The 16,962-nt window shown below is 74.6% G+C and carries 16 protein-coding genes; 7 read left to right on the forward strand and 9 right to left on the reverse strand.

Features of this window, described 5'->3' with window-relative positions; translation table 11 throughout:
• The first annotated feature begins 9 nt into the window (after nucleotides 1-9).
• The 3 genes from cydB to L6E12_RS17775 are packed head-to-tail and all read left to right on the forward strand — an operon-like array spanning nucleotide 10 to nucleotide 5,340.
• Nucleotides 10-1,017, forward strand: a complete 1,008-nt coding sequence (cydB, locus tag L6E12_RS17765; protein ID WP_236229038.1) for a cytochrome d ubiquinol oxidase subunit II — start codon at nucleotides 10-12, stop codon at nucleotides 1,015-1,017.
• Nucleotides 1,014-4,199 carry a thiol reductant ABC exporter subunit CydC gene (cydC, locus tag L6E12_RS17770; RefSeq protein ID WP_236229039.1) on the forward strand — a complete coding sequence of 1,062 codons (3,186 nt, stop codon included), beginning with the start codon at nucleotides 1,014-1,016 and terminating at the stop codon, nucleotides 4,197-4,199. Before cydB ends, cydC begins: the two co-directional genes overlap by 4 nt.
• A 13-nt stretch (nucleotides 4,200-4,212) precedes the next feature.
• The gene (locus L6E12_RS17775) at nucleotides 4,213-5,340 is read left to right on the forward strand and encodes a GAF domain-containing sensor histidine kinase (RefSeq protein ID WP_035280565.1); all 1,128 of its coding nucleotides are present in this window, start codon (nucleotides 4,213-4,215) and stop codon (nucleotides 5,338-5,340) included.
• Between the two features lie 94 nt (nucleotides 5,341-5,434).
• Here the strand turns inward: L6E12_RS17775 and L6E12_RS17780 are convergent, their stop codons facing one another.
• The 5 genes from L6E12_RS17780 to L6E12_RS17800 form a co-directional block, all read right to left on the reverse strand.
• A complete protein-coding gene (locus L6E12_RS17780; protein ID WP_236229040.1) occupies nucleotides 5,435-6,226 on the reverse strand; it encodes a MerR family transcriptional regulator in 792 nt (263 codons plus the stop codon).
• A gap of 34 nt (nucleotides 6,227-6,260) precedes the next feature.
• Nucleotides 6,261-7,133, reverse strand: coding sequence for an alpha/beta fold hydrolase (locus L6E12_RS17785; RefSeq protein ID WP_236229041.1), 873 nt, complete (start codon nucleotides 7,131-7,133; stop codon nucleotides 6,261-6,263).
• A gap of 112 nt (nucleotides 7,134-7,245) precedes the next feature.
• On the reverse strand, nucleotides 7,246-7,872 hold the full coding sequence (locus L6E12_RS17790) for a response regulator transcription factor (RefSeq protein ID WP_308074939.1): 627 nt from the start codon (nucleotides 7,870-7,872) through the stop codon (nucleotides 7,246-7,248).
• A gap of 6 nt (nucleotides 7,873-7,878) precedes the next feature.
• On the reverse strand, nucleotides 7,879-8,814 hold the full coding sequence (gene coaA / locus L6E12_RS17795; RefSeq protein WP_236229043.1) for a type I pantothenate kinase: 936 nt from the start codon (nucleotides 8,812-8,814) through the stop codon (nucleotides 7,879-7,881).
• A 188-nt stretch (nucleotides 8,815-9,002) separates the two neighbouring features.
• Nucleotides 9,003-9,605: a macro domain-containing protein gene (locus L6E12_RS17800; RefSeq protein ID WP_236229044.1), complete on the reverse strand. Its 603-nt coding sequence runs from the start codon at nucleotides 9,603-9,605 to the stop codon at nucleotides 9,003-9,005.
• Nucleotides 9,606-9,717: 112 nt separating this feature from the next.
• Between L6E12_RS17800 and pheA the strand changes: the two genes are divergently transcribed.
• Together pheA and L6E12_RS17810 are read left to right on the forward strand one after the other, a co-directional pair.
• Complete coding sequence (gene pheA, locus L6E12_RS17805; RefSeq protein ID WP_236229045.1) at nucleotides 9,718-10,635, forward strand: prephenate dehydratase; 918 nt, start codon at nucleotides 9,718-9,720, stop codon at nucleotides 10,633-10,635.
• Entirely contained in the window at nucleotides 10,632-11,246 is a 615-nt protein-coding gene (locus L6E12_RS17810; protein WP_308074937.1) for a histidine phosphatase family protein, read from the forward strand. Before pheA ends, L6E12_RS17810 begins: the two co-directional genes overlap by 4 nt.
• 69 nt (nucleotides 11,247-11,315) lie before the next feature.
• Here L6E12_RS17810 and L6E12_RS17815 read toward each other — a convergent pair whose 3' ends face one another.
• Together L6E12_RS17815 and L6E12_RS17820 are read right to left on the reverse strand one after the other, a co-directional pair.
• The gene (locus tag L6E12_RS17815) at nucleotides 11,316-12,587 is read right to left on the reverse strand and encodes an MFS transporter (RefSeq protein ID WP_236229046.1); all 1,272 of its coding nucleotides are present in this window, start codon (nucleotides 12,585-12,587) and stop codon (nucleotides 11,316-11,318) included.
• Between the two features lie 86 nt (nucleotides 12,588-12,673).
• Nucleotides 12,674-13,207, reverse strand: a complete 534-nt coding sequence (locus L6E12_RS17820) for a hypothetical protein (RefSeq protein WP_236229047.1) — start codon at nucleotides 13,205-13,207, stop codon at nucleotides 12,674-12,676.
• 381 nt (nucleotides 13,208-13,588) lie between these two features.
• Between L6E12_RS17820 and L6E12_RS17825 the strand changes: the two genes are divergently transcribed.
• On the forward strand, nucleotides 13,589-14,143 hold the full coding sequence (locus L6E12_RS17825) for a DUF4232 domain-containing protein (RefSeq protein ID WP_236229048.1): 555 nt from the start codon (nucleotides 13,589-13,591) through the stop codon (nucleotides 14,141-14,143).
• On the opposite strand, the gene L6E12_RS17830 is transcribed toward L6E12_RS17825, so the two are convergent.
• Entirely contained in the window at nucleotides 14,136-14,843 is a 708-nt protein-coding gene (locus tag L6E12_RS17830) for a response regulator transcription factor (protein ID WP_236229049.1), read from the reverse strand. The genes L6E12_RS17825 and L6E12_RS17830 overlap by 8 nt on opposite strands.
• Complete coding sequence (locus tag L6E12_RS35450) at nucleotides 14,840-16,465, reverse strand: sensor histidine kinase (protein WP_236229050.1); 1,626 nt, start codon at nucleotides 16,463-16,465, stop codon at nucleotides 14,840-14,842. The genes L6E12_RS17830 and L6E12_RS35450 overlap by 4 nt, the downstream gene beginning before the upstream one ends.
• Before the next feature lie 157 nt (nucleotides 16,466-16,622).
• On the opposite strand from L6E12_RS35450, the gene L6E12_RS17840 reads away from it, so the two are divergent.
• Complete coding sequence (locus L6E12_RS17840) at nucleotides 16,623-16,961, forward strand: nucleotide pyrophosphohydrolase (RefSeq protein WP_236229051.1); 339 nt, start codon at nucleotides 16,623-16,625, stop codon at nucleotides 16,959-16,961.
• Nucleotide 16,962: the final 1 nt, after the last annotated feature.

A 16,962-nucleotide genomic window follows, 5' to 3' on the forward strand; every position in this document is an offset into this window, starting at 1 on the left:
GGAGGGGACATGGAACTCGCGGTCGTCTGGTTCTGCGTCATCGCCCTGCTCTGGCTGGGCTACCTGTTCCTGGAGGGCTTCGACTTCGGCGTCGGGATGCTGCTGCCGGTGCTGGCCGAGGACAACACCGAGCGCCGGGTCATGGTCAACACCATCGGGCCGGTGTGGGACGGCAACGAGGTGTGGCTGATCGTGGCCATCGGCGCCACCTTCGCCGCCTTCCCCGGCTGGTACGCCTCGCTGCTCAGCGCCACCTACCTGCCGGTGCTGCTGATCCTGCTCGGCCTGATCGGGCGCGGGGTGGCCTTCGAGTACCGCGGCAAGGTCGACTCGGTCCGCTGGCGGCGCACCTGGGACCGGGTGATCTTCACCGGGTCGCTGGTCCCGGCACTGGGGGTCGGCCTGCTGATCTCGACGACCGTGTTCGGCCTCCCGCTCGACGCCGACGGGAACCGGGTGGGCTCGGTGTTCGCCTCGGTGCGGCTGGAGACCGTGCTCGGCGCGGTCGCACTGGTCGGCTTCGCCCTGGTGCACGGGGCGGTGTTCCTGTCGCTCAAGACCGACGGGGACATCCGGCACCGGGCGCGGGACCTGGCGCTGCGGTTCGGACCGCTGGCGCTGGCGCCGCTGGGTGCGCTGCTCGTGCTGGCGCAACTGGAGGCGGGGGCGGGGTGGAGCTGGCTCGCGGTCGGGGTGGCCGCGGCGGCCGGTGCGGTCGCGTTCGACCGACTGGGCCGGGGACGGGAGGGGCAGGCGTTCGCCGCGCTGGGGGTCGTCATCGCCGCCGCGGTGGTGGCGCTGTTCGGCGCGCTCTACCCGAACGTCCTGCCCTCCACCCTGGACCCGGCGTGGTCGCTGACCGTCGCCGACACCGCGTCGAGCCCGTACACCCTCCAGGTCATCAGTTGGGTCGCCCTGTTCGGCACGCCCGCCGTGCTGGTCTACCAGGCCTGGACCTACTGGGTCTTCCGCAAGCGCGTGAGCACGGCGCACATCCCGCCCGTGCACGTGCCATGAGCACCCCCGGTGACGGCCTTCCCGCCAGTCGGCACACCGGGGGAGGTGGGCGGTCGGGACCACCCCCGGCCGCCCGCCGCGGGCCCCTCGGGGCCCTGCCAGGGCTGTCGCCGTCGGCACGGCGGGCGCTTCAGGGGTGCGGCGCCCTGTCCGTGCTGGCGGCGGTGGCCGTGGTCGTGCAGGCGTGGGCGCTCGCGGCGGCGGTGGCCGGGGTCGTCACCGGTCCCGGGCCCCCGCCGTGGGCGCTGCCGGTGCTGGCGGGCGCGGTGGTCGCGCGGGCGCTGCTGTCGTGGGCGACGCAGGTCGTGGCCGTGCGCGCGGCGGCCGGGGCCAAGGCCGAACTGCGCGCCCTGGTGCTCGACCGGGCGCTGGCCGCGGGTCCGGAGTGGATCGCCGAGCGGGGCGCGGGTGAGCTGACCGCGCTCGCCACGCGCGGGCTGGACGCGCTCGACGACTACTTCGCGGTGTACCTGCCCGCCCTGGTCACCGCCGTCGCGGCACCGCTGGGCGTTGGCGCGGTGATCCTGTTCGTGGACTGGCCCTCGGCGGTGGTGGTCGCGCTGACCGTGCCGCTGATCCCGTTGTTCGCCATCGTCATCGGCCGCTACACCGAAGACCGCGTCGGACCGGCCGCGGCGGCGCTGGAGCGGCTGTCGGGGTACCTGGTGGAGCTGGTCGGGGCGCTGCCGGTGCTCGCCGCGTTCCGGCGCGCGGAAGCCCAAGCGCGGACCGTGCGCGAGGTGTCCGAGGCGCACCGGAAGCGCAGCCTGGGCGTGCTGCGGGTGGCGTTCACCTCGGCGTTCGCCCTGGAACTGGTGGCCACGCTGTCGGTCGCGCTGGTCGCCGTGGTGATCGGCCTGCGGCTGGTCGCGGGGGACCTGTCGCTGGCCGTGGGGCTGTTCGTGCTGGTCGTGGTGCCGGAGTGCTACCTGCCGCTGCGGGCGGCGGGCGCGGCGCACCACGCCAGCGAGGACGGGCTGGAGGCGGTCCGCCGGGTCGCGGCCGTGCCCGAGGTGCCGCGCGCGGGCGGGGTCGCCGTGGCGGACTTCGCCGAACTGCGGGTCTCCGGGCTGCGGGTGCGGCGGCGGGAGGGCTTCGCGCCGGACGGGGTGTCGTTGACCGTGCGGCCGGGGGAGGTCGTGCGGCTGGACTCGCCGAGCGGCAGCGGGAAGTCGACGCTGTTCGGGGTGCTGCTGGGGTTCGTCGCGCCCACGGGCGGTTCCGTCGAGGTGGACGGGGTTCCGCTGGGGGAACTGGACGTCGAGGCGTGGCGGCGGCTGGTCGGGTGGGTACCGCAGCGGCCGGTGTTCGCCTCGGACGTGGTGGACGTGCCGGTGCAGTGGGCGCGCGAGGTGGGGATCGAACACGCCGTGGGCAGGCCGGTCGCCGAACTGTCCACAGGGGAGCGACAGCGGGTGGCGGTGGCGCGGGCGCTGGCCCGGCCGGGGCTGCGGCTGCTGGTGCTGGACGAACCCACGGCGCACCTGGACGCAGCCGCGGCGGCGTACGTGATGGGCGCGGTGCGGCGGGCCGCCGACCGGGGGGTGGCGGTGCTGCTGGCGACGCACCGGGTGGCGGACGGGGAAGCCGTCGCGGAGCCGGGGGCGGCGGTCGCACCCGCGGTCGAGGCGGTGGCGGACCGGCCGCCGCTGCGGTCGCTGGTGACGCGCAGGCTCGTCGGCGGGGCGCTGCTGGGGGCGGCGGCGCTGGTGTGCGGGGTGGCGCTGACGGCGCTGTCGGGGTGGCTGATCGCGCGGGCGTCGCAGCAACCGCCGATCCTGGTGCTGTCGGTCGCGGTCGTCGGCGTGCGCTTCTTCGGGCTCGCCAGGGCCGGGCTGCGCTACCTGGAACGCCTGGTCAGCCACGACGCGGCGTTCCGGATCGCCACCGGCCTGCGGGTGCGGCTGTGGACCGACCTGGTGCGCCTCGGCCCCGCCCACACGCTCGGCCTGCGCCGCGGCGAGGGGGTGCGGCGGCTGGTGGACGACGTCGACGCCGTGCGCGACCTGGGCCTGCGGGTGCTCGTGCCGCCGATCGTGGCGGGCTGCGTGGCGGTGGTGGCGGTCGCGGTGCAGACGGCGGTGCTGCCCGGCGCCGGGCTGGCCCTGGCGCTGGCCGTCGCGGTGGCCGCGCTCGTCGGACCCGCGGTGGCCGTGGTCGCCGAACGGCGGGCAGGCCGGGCGCTCGCGGCGGGGAAGCGGCGGATCGCGGCGGGGACGCAGACGCTGTTCACCGCCGCGGCCGAACTGCTCGCGTTCGGCGAGGCGGACCGGCGGCGGGCCGCGATCGCGGTGGCGGACAGGGCGCTGGTGGTCGCGGCCCGCCGCCAGGCGTTCGGGGCGGGCGCCGGGCAGGCGGTGATCACGCTCGCCCTGGGGGCGGCGACCGCGGTCGGGGTCGCGCTGGCGGCCGTGTCCGGGCTGGACCCGGTGCTGGTGCCGATCGTGGGGCTCATCCCGCTGGCGCTCGCCGAAGCCCTGGTGCCGCTGACCACGGCGGCGGTGAACCTCGCCCCGCTCCGCGCGGCGCACGCCCGGACCGCGCTGCCCGCCCCCGAACCCGTCGAGCGGTCGGTGACCCCCGCCCCCGGCATCCGCCTCGACGGCGTGACCGCCCGGTGGCCGGGGGCCGCCGAACCCGCGCTGGAAAATGTCGACTTGGCGATACGCGCGGGGCAGCGGGTGGCGGTCGTCGGACCGTCGGGGTCGGGCAAGTCGACGCTGGTGGCGCTGCTGCTCGGGTTCCTCGACGCGGAGAGGGGGACGGTGAGCAGGCCGGACGCGGTGGCGTGGTGCCCGCAGGAACCCATGCTGGTCTCGACCACCCTGCGCGAGAACCTCCGCCTCGCCGACCCGGGGGCCACCGACGCGCAACTGCGGGCCGCACTGGCGCAGGTCCGCCTGCACCTGCCGCTCGACACCACCGCCACCACCCTCTCCGGCGGCGAGGCGCAGCGCGTCGCCCTCGCCCGCGCCCTGCTCACCGGGGCGGACCTGCTGCTGCTCGACGAGCCCACCGCCCACCTGGACCGGGAGAACGCCGAGCACGTCCGCGCCGCCGTCGCCGCCCACCCCGGCACCGTCGTCCACGTCACCCACCACCCCGAAGAGGCCGCCGCGGCCGACGTGGTGCTGGCTGTCTCACACGGTCGGGTACGCGTCGTGGACCCGGTGAGCGCCTAACCTGATGAAGCTCATGGACCCGACCCTGGCCGCGCGGACCCTGACCGCGTCAACCGAGATCGCCACCGCGGCGCTCGCGGGCGATGACCCCGCCGCGGTGCTGGACCGCGTCGTCCGGGCGGCGGCGGAACTGGCCGAGGCCGACCTCGGCCTGGTCATGGCGGGCAACCCGGACGGCTCGCTGACCGTGGAGGCGGCGGCGGGCGCCCGCGACCCCGACCCGGTCGGCGTGGTCCTGTCCCCCCGCTCCTCCGCGGCCCGCGTCGCCCGCGGCGGCGTCCCGATCGTGGCCGACGACGTGACGACCGACCCGCGCACCGCCCCGTACGTGCCCAGGGAGCTGAGCGTCTACGGCCCCTTCGCCGCCGCCCCCTTCGGCACCAGGGAGAGCAGGCTGGGCGCGCTCACCGTCTACCGCAAGCGCCGCGCCGAACCGTTCCAACGCGACACGGTCGACATGTTGACAGCGTTCGCCGCCCAAGCGGGCCTCGTCCTCGTCCTCGCCGAGGGCGCCACCGCCCGCAACCGGGTCGACCTCTACGAGGAACGCGAACGCATCGCCCGCGACCTGCACGACGTGATCATCCAGCGCCTCTACGCCGCCGGTATGCAACTGGACCTCCTCGCCCGCCGCCCCACCCGCAAACTCCCCCGGGCCGACGCCACCCGCCTCGCCGAAGCCGTCGACCAGCTCGACACCGCCATCGCCGACGTCCGCGCGGTCGTCCGCACCCTGCGCAACCCCGAACCCGACGAACCCGCCACCGACCTGGCCGAATCAGCCCAGGCCGAGGTCGACACCGCCCGCGAACTCCTCGGCTTCACCCCGTCCTTCGACCTCACGGGCGACATCCGCGGCGTCCCGGTGCCAGTCGCCGACAACGCCAGGGCCGCCCTCCGCGAAGCCCTCTCCAACGTCGTCCGCCACGCAGGCGCCATGCGCGTCGCGGTCCACCTCCGCCGCACCCCCACCACCCTCCGCCTCACCGTCGCCGACGACGGCTGCGGCATCCCCCGGGGCATCACCAAGCGCGGGTTGCAGAACATCCGCGAACGCGCCGAGAGCGCGGGCGGGCACTGCGAAGTCCGCTCCAGCCCCCGCAGCGGCACCACCGTCACCTGGGAAGTCCCCCTCGCCTGACCCGAGGTGACAGCCACGGGCCGCAAGCCCTTGCGCCGCACGGCGTGGACCATGCTCCTCTTCGTCCCCCGGCTCACCCGGACCTGAGCCGGTCTCAGCAGGCCGTTCGGTTCCCGGTCGGGTCGCCGGTGCCAGCGGGAGGACCCGCGTTGATGCCGTGACCGGCGGTTCGGCGCCGCTGGGCGCGGTGGGCGAGTGCGTCGAGGACGCGTTGCCAGGCCGGTGACGCCTCGGCGATCCGGGAGGAGATCAGCCGCAGGCTGCTCGGTTCGCCGCTGTCCCGTTCGTGGGCGACCTCCCACGCGTCCAGGTCGTTGATGAGCCGGTCCAGGCGCGGGTCGTGCGGGTCCCAGTCGGCCGATTCGTCGCAGGCGCGGTACAGGCGCATCGTCTCGGGGTCGTCGAAGCCCGCGTTCTTGTCCAGCACCCGCTGCGGCAGGGTGCCCGGGTCCAGGGCCTGCACCAGGATCCACGAGTCGCGTTCGAGCAGCACCCGCTGTTCGCTGATCCCGAGGTCGCGCATCCGGTCCAGGGTGGCGACCACCTCGGGCGGCAGGACGAGCCGTTCGCCGCTGGTCAGTTCGGCGATCCGGCGGCGGGACTCGGTGATCCGGTCGGCCCTGCGCCGCAACTCGGCGTCGATGTCGGCGATGGCCGCGGCGAACTCGGTCGGCTGGGCGTGCAGCAGCGCGTCGATGCGGGCCAGGGGAACACCGGCGTCGGCGAGGGTTCTGATCCGGATGAGGTCCACCGCCGCCTGCGCGCTGTAGCGGCGGTAGCCGGAGGCGTCGCGCTCGGGTTCGGGCAGCAGGCCGACGTGGTGGTAGTGGCGGACGGTGCGCACGGTCACGCCCGCGGTCGCCGCGAGCTGGCCGATCGTGAGCACCGTCCGCCTCCGGTCTCGGGGAACGCCGTCGAGTCTAGGGACGGGCCACCCGGTCGACGACGTCGCGGATCGCCTGGACCACGGCGTCGGGGCGGTCGAAGCAGAGCCGGTGGTGGAGGGTGTCGGTGAGGGTGCGTTGCTCCCCGTGCGAGACCGCTCCCACCAGGGCCGCGTCCATCCTCCCGCGGCCGTCCCGCGTCTCCTCCTGGGCCAGGACGCTGAGCGCGACCACCGGGACGTCGGGGAGGTCCGGACCGGCCCGCAGTTCGGCGGCGAGTTCGACCAGCGCGCCGCGCTCGGCGACGCCTGCCCGGATCCACTGGTCGCTGTCGTGGGCGTCGATCAGCGGTTGCCGCACGTGGTCCGGGTAGTCCGCCAGCAGCTCGGCGCGCATCTCGCGCAGGGCCGGGCGCATCCGTTCGAGCTGCTCCGGACCGGGCGCCGCCCGTTCGGTCGCGGCGAGGTGCGCCGCGGGCGGCATGAACTCGTCCCAGTCGCGGTGCAGGCCGTCCAGCCAGACCAGTCCCGCCACGTCCTCGGCGTACAACTGCGCGAACCGGTGCGCGTAGAGGGCGCCGAGGGAGTGCGGCACGAGGACGCACGGGGCAGGGATCTCCAGCGCGCGCAACAGCTCGCGCAGTTCCGCCGCGACCGCGGCGGCGGTCCGCGGCAGTGCGAGGGGATCGCTGTAGCCGGTACCGCCACGGTCGTACACCACCGCGGTGGTGAATCGCGAAATCTGCTGCTGGACCCCGAAGTAGTCCAGGCCGACCGCGCCCGCGCCCGGCAGGAACACCACGGCCGGTCCACCACTGCCCGCGCGGTGCGCGAAGACCCGGCGACCCCCGACCTCCTGGAACCCGCCGACCGGCGGGGCGAGCCGAGCCGGGGGAGTGCTGCTGTTCATCACCCGGCAAGGCTCCAACCCTGACGCAGGGTCAGGGTCAACCCAGCCGGGATCGGTCGGCCGGGGGACTCGACGACCCACCGGTGCCCCGGTTCGCGGGCGACACCGGACCTCAGCGCTTCTCCCGGCGGGCGATCCACGCCACCGCCTGCGTCCGCCGCTGCATCCCCAGCTTCGCCAGCACCGACGTCACGTAGTTCTTCACCGTCTTCTCCGCCAGGAACAGCCGCTCGGCGATCTCCCGGTTCGACATCCCCTCGCCGATCAGCTCCAGCACCGCCCGCTCCCGCTCGGTCAGCCCCGCCAGCTCGTCGGCCTCGGCGCTGCGCCGCATCCGCTCCAGCACCCGGGCCGTCGTCACCGGGTCCAGCAGCGACCGCCCGGCGGCCACCTCGCGCACCGCCGTCACCAGGTCCTGCCCGCGCACCTGCTTGAGCAGGTACCCCGCGGCCCCCGCCATGATCGCCTCGACCAGCGCCTGCTCGTCGTCGAACGCGGTGAGCACCAGGCAGTGCGGTGCCGGGTCGAGCCCGCCGAGCTGCCTGCACAGCCCCACCCCGTCCCCGTCCGGCAGGCGCACGTCCACCACCGCCACGTCCGGGGTCGACGCCCGGGCGCGCACCAGGGCCTCGGCCACCCCGCCCGCCTGGGCGACGACCTCGATGTCGGGTTCGCCGTCGAGCAGGTCGCGCAGGCCGCGGCGGACCACCTCGTGGTCGTCCACCAGCAGCACCCGGATCACGACTCAGAGCTTACGGAGTCGGACCCTGCTGATGCGGTGGTCCGACCCCTTGCGCAGGACCAGGGTGGCGCGGGGGCGGGTGGGGAGGATGTTGTTGACCAGGTTCGGTTCGTTGGTCTGCTTCCACAGCTTCGCCGCCTCCGCCGACGCCTGCTCGTCGGTCAGGGAGGCGTAGTGGTGGAAGTGGGAGGCGGGGTCGGCGAACGCGGTGCTGCGCAGGGCCAGGAACCGGTCGACGTACCAGCGCGCGATGTCGTCGGTGTGGGCGTCGACGTAGACGGAGAAGTCGAACAGGTCGGACACGGCGAGTCGGGCGCCCGGTTGCAGGACGTTGAGGCCCTCGACGATGAGGATGTCCGGGCGGCGGACCACCTGCTCCTCGCCGGGGACGATGTCGTAGGCCAGGTGCGAGTAGACCGGGGCGCGCACCTCCGCGGCCCCCGACTTCACCTCGGAGACGAACCGCAGCAGGGCGCGGCGGTCGTAGCTCTCCGGGAAGCCCTTGCGGCTCATCAGGTCCCGGCGCAGCAGCTCGGCCTTGGGGAACAGGAAGCCGTCGGTGGTGATCAGGTCGACGTGCGGGTGGTCGGGCCAGCGGGCCAGCAGGGTGCGCAGCAGCCGGGCCGTGGTCGACTTGCCGACCGCCACGCTGCCCGCGATGCCGATCACGAACGGCACCTTGTCGCCGACCTTGGGGTCCTCGCCGAGGAACTCCCTGGTCGACTGGTACAGCCGCTGCCGAGCCGCCACCTGCAACGAGATCAGCCGCGACAGCGGCAGGTAGACGTCGACGACCTCCTCCAGGTCGACCGGGTCGCGCAGGCCGCGCAGGGCGACCAGCTCGTCGAGGGTCAGCGGGAGGGGCGTCGACCGGCGCAGTTGCCGCCACTGCTCCCGGCGGAGCTCCACGTACGGGCTCAGCTCGCGCACCCGGGTCATGACCGACTCCTCGCCGAGTTGGGTGGTGCGTACGCCGCCAACGTAAGTGTTCACCGGGTGTTTGCGCTGTGACCGATTACACCGATCGGGCGACGGTTTGGTGTGGCGCACATGACGTGGCGGCGATTTCACTCACCCCGGTGAGCGCGACCGCGCGTCGTCACCCTCCCGCACCTGAGCGATCCGGCTCAGACGCCCGCGAAGACCTCGTCCCACGCCGCGGCGAGCTGGCGGGCGCACGCGGCGGGCGGCACCCGGCCGACCCCGGTGCCCAGGCCCGGCACCGCGATGGTGCGGACGACCTCGCGGACCGGGGTGCCGTCGTCGAGCGCGCCGTCGCGCCAGAGCCGGAAGACCGCGCGGGCCGCCAGGTAGGGGTGCACGGTGTCCGGCGGGAGCAGCACACCGGGTTCGCGCATGGTGGGGGCGGTGATCAACCACGCCGGGCGCACCGCGTCGGTGGGCACGATCAGCGCCTCGCCGACCGGCAGCTCACCGCCGTGGTAGGCCAGCACCGCGCTGCGCACCGACTGCTCGACCGTGGGGAAGGCGGCGGTGTAGACCGCGTCGATGCCGCCGCGCATCCACCCGAAGGAGTTGGCGGGGGAGACGACCGCGTCCGCGTCGACCTCCAGCAGGGAACCGCGGTGCACCCGGATCTCCGGCCTGCCCGCGGCGGCGGAGTCCCACGCCTCGGCGAGGTCCGCGTGCACCGCGCAGAGCACGAGCTGCGGTCCGCCAGCGAGGTGGCCGTGCGGGGACGCCGTCCCGGTCTCCGAATCCGCGGTCACGGGTCCCAGCATGGCACTCCCGAGCACCGCCGCGTAACCGCCGTTCGGTAACCAGCACCACAACCGGTGGTGGCCAACCGAGGTCGGAGGCCCCCTGCGTAGGGTGAACCGCGTGCCGATCATCGCCTACTTCGGGCCCCGGGGAACGTTCACCGAGCAGGCGGCCCGCACCTTCGACGCGCGCGCCGAGCTCGTCCCCCACACCACGATCCCCGACGCGGTGGACGCGCTGCGCGCGGGCGGGGCCGACCTGGCCTGCGTGCCGGTGGAGAACTCGGTCGAGGGCGCGGTGTCGGCCACGATGGACGCGCTGGCCGTCGGCGAACCGGTGGTCGCGGTCGCCGAGCACGTGCTGCCCATCCGCTTCTCCGTGCTCACCCGCCCCGGCACCGCCGCCGCCGACGTGCGCACCGTGGCCAGCCACCCGCACGCGCTGGCCCAGGTGCGCGCCTGGTTGGCGAACACCCTGCCCGGCGCCACCCAGGTGGCCGCCACCTCCACCGCCGCCGCCGCGGTCGGGGTCGGCGAGGGCCGCTACGACGCCGCCGTGACCGCCCCGGTGGCCGCCGAGCACTACCCGCTGGCCGCGCTGGCCGAGGACGTGGCCGACGAACCCGACGCGGTCACCCGGTTCCTGCTGCTGGCCCGCCCCGGGACGCTGCCCGAGCCGACCGGCGCCGACCGCACGTCGGTGCTGGCGGTGGTCTCGCACCGGCCGGGGGAGCTGGCCGCGATGCTGACCGAGCTGTCGCTGCGCGGGATCAACCTGTCCCGCATCGAGTCCCGGCCGCTGCGCAACCGGTTCGGCGAGTACCGCTTCTACCTGGACTTCGACGGGCACGTCGCCGAGCAGCGGGTGGGCGACGCGCTGGCCGCGCTGCACCGGCGCAGCCAGCTCGTGCGGTTCCTCGGCTCGTACCCGAAGGCCGACCGGTCCACCGCCGCGGCGGCCCCCGCCGCCAACACCGACGCCGACTACGCGCAATCCACCGGCTGGCTGGCCGGTCTGCGGAAGGGGGAGCACGCGTGAGCCTGCGCCTGATGCTCGTCCGGCACGGCGAGACGCCGTCGAACGTGCTGCACCTGCTCGACTCGCGCCCACCCGGCCCGGGCCTCACCGAGCTGGGCGGGCAGCAGGCCGCCGCGCTGGCCGAGCGCCTCGCCGACGAACCGGTGCTGGCCGTCTACGCCAGCACGGCCACCCGCGCGCAGGAGACCGCCGAACCGGTCGCCAAGTCGCACGGCCACACCGTGCAGGTCGTCGAGGGCCTGCACGAACTCCAGTGCGGCGACCTGGAGGGCCGGGGCGACCAGGAGGCGATCCTCGCCTTCGGGGAGGTGTACCTGAACTGGGTGGCCGGTGACCTGGACACCCTGATGCCCGGCGGCGAGACCGGGGCCTCCCTCCGGACGCGCTACCTGGCCGCCGTCGACGACATCGTCGCCCGCCACCGCCACGAGGACGGCCTGGTCGTCGCCGTCAGCCACGGCGGCGTCATCCGGCTGGCCGCCGAGTGGCTCGCCGACAACGTCACCCCGGAACTGGCGGGCACCCACCTGCTGGCCAACACCGGCCACGTCCTCCTGGAAGCCCGCGGCGAGGGCTGGCACTGCCTGGAGTGGACCGGCGTGGAGGTCTGAGGCACCCCCGGCCAAGCACATTCACCCAGCCGGGCACACCAGCACAATCCCGGGCTTTGAGGACACTGCCTAGGACTCCACCTCGGAGGACTCCGCGGGGACGGCCGCCGGTTCGGCGCCCAGCGTGTCGACCTCGGCACCGTGCCGCGACATCGTCCACCAGACGACCGCGGCCAGCGCGAGCTGCAACGCGCCGGACACCAGGAACACCCCGGGTGTCCCGATGCCGCGGGCCAGCAGGCCGCCCAGCAGCGCCCCGATCGGGATGCCGCCCCACACCGCCGTCCGCCACACCCCGAGCACCCGGCCGAACAGGTGCTCCGGGACCAGCGCGTGCCGCAGGGTGCCCAGGATGACGTTGACCACGACCACCGCCGCGGCGAACAGCCCGAACAGCAGGCTGGCGGTGATCGGGTCGCGGACCAGCCCCATGCCGAGGAACCCCAGCCCGCACGCCGCGACCGAGGCCACCAGCACCAGCCTGCGCGGCAGCACCCGGCTCAGCCGCGGCGCCGCCGCCGCGCCGAGCAGCCCACCGACGCCGCCGACCAGGGCGAACAGGCCGAACGCCGCCTCGTCGAGCCCCAGGTCCTGCAGGGCGTAGAGCACCAGCAGCGCTTGCGCCAGCTCCGAGGTCAGCGCCAGCCCGAGGGCGATCAGCACCAGCCGCACCATCAGCGGCCGGGTCCGCACCCACCGCAGGCCCTCGCCCAACTGCTCGCGCAGGCGCGGCGCCGGGCCGGTGGTGGTGGGCCGGTAGTGGCCGCGCAGGGCCACCAGCAGGATCGCGGCGACCACAAAACCGGCGGTGTTGAGCAGGAACGGCAGCGCGGCGAACAGGGCGAAGGTGATGCTGCCCAGCGGCCCGCCGAGGAACGTCTGGCCGACGATCTCCACCGACTGGAGCTTGCCGTTGGCCGACTCCAGCCCGTCGCGGTCCACGACGGCGGGGACGAGGGCCTGCGCGGCGCTGTCGGCGATGGTCTCCACCGACCCCAGCACCAGCGCCACCGCGTAGAGCAGCCAGATCGACGCCGAGTCCAGCAGCACCAGCACGGTCAGGCCGCCGACGATCACCGCCCGGGCGGCGTTGGCCAGCAGCACCGCCCGGCGCCGGTCGACCCGGTCGATCAGCGCCCCGCTGACCAGGGCGAACAGCAGCCAGGGCAGGAACGAGGTGGCGGACAGGCCCGCGATCAGGACCGGGTCGCGGGTGACGCTGGCGCCCAGCAGCGGGAAGGCGACCTTGCCGATGCCGTCACCGAGGTTCGACAGCGCGCTGGAGCCCAGCAGCCAGCGCAACCTGTGGTCGGCTCGTGAGCGCGCACCCCCACTCCCCATGCCGTGACGCTACTGGCCCGCCGCGGCGGTGAACCAGCCCCAGATCGGGCGGTTCCGTTCCCATCGCGGAACTGGGAAAAACCCGCTCACCCGCAGGTGACGTCCAGTTCGAGCCTGCCCGCGGCGCCGAACCCGGTGGTGACGCGCAGCCGGGGTGCGGCCACGGTGTAGTCACCGGGCCGCAGGTCGGCGCCGAAGTCCAGCTCACCGTCCTTGACCGCCAGCGAGGACCGGCCGCCGAGCCGCACCTGCACCGCCGCACCCCCGGTGGAGCTCACCGCGACCTCGGTGCCGGTGGCGTCCGGCGAGCAGCGCCCGCGCACGTCGGAGGTCAGCTCACCCTCACCGGGGACGCGCACCGCCAACGTCCCCACCGCCGCCCCGTCGAGCAGGCCCAGGCCCGCCACCGCCCCGGGGAGCACGGCGCCCGCGACCGGCGTCCGAACCGGGGCGGGTGGGGCGGAGGTGGGCGGCGGGAGCGCGGGCGTGGCGCCGGCGGAGCAGCTCGCGGCGAGCAGCAGGGCCGCAGCGGTGAGGGTGGGCCGGATCACCGGCGCGACACGGGTTGCGACGACCCCGCTCAACCCGGGGGTGGGCAGCTTCTTCTGCACAGTGGGCACTCCGTCGTCCAGCTCGTCGAGCACCGGACCGGCCGCCGGGCACGCGTGGTGCCGGGCAGCGGTGTGGTTCGAGGAGGCTGGCACACACCCGGCCGGGCAGCGAACCGGCGGTGCGGAGATGCCCGGTTTGTCATGTTGCTGATTAGCCGGTTGTGGGTATCTCTGGTTAAGAGACAACCTTTCGGGGGGCGTGCGCGTCCACTGAGTGGACCATCCAGCTAGTCCGGGGTACGTCTGGAGGCGAGATCTGCTGTGAACGCTCACACGTTCGGGCGAAAGTTCCTGATCGCGACCGGAATCCTGGTCGCCGCCGCCACCGCGGGGTGCGGGGCCGCGGCCGACAACGCGGGTTCTGCCGCACCGCCGCCGTCGATCACATCCGTGGACCAACCCGTCACCAGCACCGCCACGCTCGGCGCACCGCCGACGACCGCGGCACCGGCCCCCGCCCCGTCGCCCGCCGCGGCCCAACCCACCCGGGCGGCCAGCGAAGCCGAGGCCGCCGACGGCGCGGCCGGGGCGAGCGACTGCAAGGCCGCGGACCTGAAGCTGTCCATCCGCGACGGTGAGGGCGCCGCGGGCACGGTCTACCGGACGCTGGTCTTCACCAACGCGGGCAGCCGCACCTGCACCATGCAGGGCTTCCCCGGCGTCTCCTACGTCACCGGCGACGACGGCCACCAGGTCGGCCCGGCCGCCTACCGGGACGGCACCAAGGGCGCCCCGGTGACCATGGCACCCGGTGTGTCGTCCTCGACGGTCATCGGCTTCGTGAACGTGCAGAACTTCGACCCGGCGGCCTGCCAGCCGACCGAGACCCGCGGCCTGCGCGTCTACCCGCCGCACGACACCGCGTCGATGTTCCTGCCGCTGCCCGGCACCGGCTGCTCGGCCACCCCGCCCGGCAACCAGCTCACCGTCAAGACCGTCAGCTAGACGACCCCGACCGGCCTGCCGAGCCCGAGCCCGGCAGACCGGTCGGCCCGCGTCCGTCCTGTTCGGCCAGACCGGTGCGCCACGCCCACGCCGCCACCTCCACCCGGTTGCGCGCCCCCACCTTGGCCTGCACCGCGGCGAGGTGCGTCTTCACCGTGGACAGCGACAGGTGCAGCTCACGGCCGATCTCGGAGTTGGTCAGCCCGCGCGCGGCGGCCCGCACCACATCGGCCTCCCGCCCGGTGAGGCCCACCTGGGGAACGGCGGGTCGCTGAGTCGCGGCGAAGTGGCGCAGCAGCCGCACGGTGATCCCGGGGGAGACCAGCGCGTCACCCCGCGCCGCCGCCCGCACGGCCTCCACCAGCAGCGCCGGGCCCGCGTCCTTGAGCAGGAACCCGCTGGCCCCGCCCCGGATGGCGGCGTGCACGTACTCGTCGAGGTCGAAGGTGGTCACCACGACCACCGCGAGCGGGTCGGCCACCCCCGGCCCCGCCAGCGCCCTGGTCACCGCCAGCCCGTCCGGCCCCGGCATCCGGATGTCCACCAGGCACACGTCCGGCCGCAACTCCCGGGCCCGCGCGATCGCTGCCTCCCCACCCCCCACCTCCGCCACGACGGTGATGTCCGCCTGCGCCTCCAGGACCAACCGGAACCCGACCCGCACCATCTCCTGGTCGTCGGCGATGAGCACCCGGATCACGCCGCCCCCTCCCGCAGCGGCAACCGCGCGTCCACGGTCCACCCGGTCGTGGTCGGCCCGGCGGTGAACCGGCCACCGAGCAGGTCGACCCGCTCGCGCATCCCGACCAGGCCGTAGCCCCCACCCCGCTCGGTACCCGCGGAACCGTTGTCGGACACCAGGACCCGCAGGTCGCCGTCGACCGCACCGATGTGGACGGTGACCAGGTCCGCGCCCTCGGCGTGCTTGGCCGCGTTGGTCAACGACTCCTGCACCAGCCGCAGCACGCTGCCGCCCAGACCCGGGGGCAGGGCCTCCGGCAGCTCCAGTTCCAGCCGGACGGTCAGGCCGGTGGTGTCGGCGGCGAGCGCCCGCAGGTCCGCCGCCAGGTCACCGGTGGAGGTCTCCGGGCCACCGTCGCGCAGGCCGTGCACCAGCCGCCGCATCGCCGCCAGCGCCGCCGCCCTGCTCACCTCGATCCGGTCGAGCGCGACCGCCGCCGCACCGGGGCTCACCTTCGCACCCTGGGCGGCCACCACGATCCCGGTCACGTGGTGGGCGACCACGTCGTGCAACTCCCGGGCCAGCGCCAACCGCTCGGCGGCCCGCGCCTCACCCGCCGCCACCCGCACCGCCCGCACCCGCTCCCCATCGCGGAACCGCAGGTAGAGCCCGGTGCCGACAGCCGCGAGCAGCAGCAACACCGAAGCCACCAGGAACGCCCGCAACTCCGGCCCCACCTCGACCCGGTCCGACAACCCGGACAGCACCAGCAGGTCGGCCCCGGCCAGCCCGGTGACACCGAGCGCCGCGGTCCGCCGCGGCGCCACCCGCACGAGGTGCACGACCAGCACCGATTGCGCGGCGGCCGTGCTGACCGGGACGTCGAAGTCGGGGATGGGGTGGGCGAGCTCACGCAGCACCACACCGCAGACCGCGGCGATCCCCATCCCCACCGAAGCCCACCGCACCGGAGCCCGCGGTGCGAGCACTGCCGCTGCGGCCGTGCCCACAACCGCTGCTCCCACCAGCGCGACCGCCACCCCCGTGGGCACTCGGGCCACGTCGAGCCGCAGCACAGCGCCCACGTCGAACAGCACCAACACGCCGAGCACCAGCGGTACCGGCCACTCGCCGGGGCGCAGCCACCCCTGCCGCACCGCAATGCCCGCCGCGAACGCGAACGCCGTCGCCAACGCCACGAGCACGACAGCGCTCCCGGCCACCTCGGCCCGGAACCCCACTGGCTCCCGCAGGCACACGCCCGCAACCGCGCCCGCAGCCACGGCGGTGGATCCCCAGGTCGCGGTTGTCCGCCCGCACCGCGCTGCGAGCAGCACCACCACTGCCAGGGCCGCGAGTGCGTGGGAGACCGGGACGCCCAACTCTCCGAACGCGTTGTACTCCTCGTTCCCGGTCATCCGCAGCCCGATGCCGGCGACCAGCGGCCAAGTGACGGCTGCCAGTACCGCGCCTGCGACGGGGTTCCGCAGGGCCAGTAGGGCGGCGGCGATCAGGGGCAGCGGTGTGACCAGCGGGTACCACTCCAGCAGTGGGAGCGCTGTTCCCAGTGCGTCGAAGAGGTAGCCCGCGCCGAGTACCCACCCCAGCAGCCGTGCTTCGGCGATCCGGTCGATGTCCACGCGCTCCACCGTAGGAACCTCGGGGTGGGTGTCGCCTCGGTCATCAGGCCACACTTGTTCATCGGTTCTCGGGTTTCCAAGCGCCGGGACTTTGTCGGTGGTGCTCGGGTAGGTGGATCTGCTCGGGCGAGGCCCCTGGCACCGACATACTCGTGCCGTGACTCTCGAAGAGCTTTCCGCCCGTCAGCGCGCCTTCTCCGAAGCCAGGGCCTGGGGTCCCTGGCACACCCCCAAGAACCTGGTCATGGCCCTCACCGGCGAGGTGGGGGAGCTGACCGAGCTGTTCCAGTGGCTCACCCCCGAGGAGGCCGCCACCGCCGCCGACGACCCCGTCCTCCGCCCCAGGATCGACGACGAGATGGCCGACGTCCTGCTCTACCTCGTCCGCCTCGCCGACGTGCTCGGCGTCGACCTCATCGAGGCCGCCAACGCCAAGATCGAGCGCAACGAGACCCGGTTCCCGCCCGGTGTCGGGCGCACCGCCCTGGAGAAGTAGC

It is taken from the genome of Actinokineospora sp. PR83 (assembly GCF_021056305.1).
In the GTDB taxonomy this organism is placed as follows: domain Bacteria; phylum Actinomycetota; class Actinomycetes; order Mycobacteriales; family Pseudonocardiaceae; genus Actinokineospora; species Actinokineospora spheciospongiae.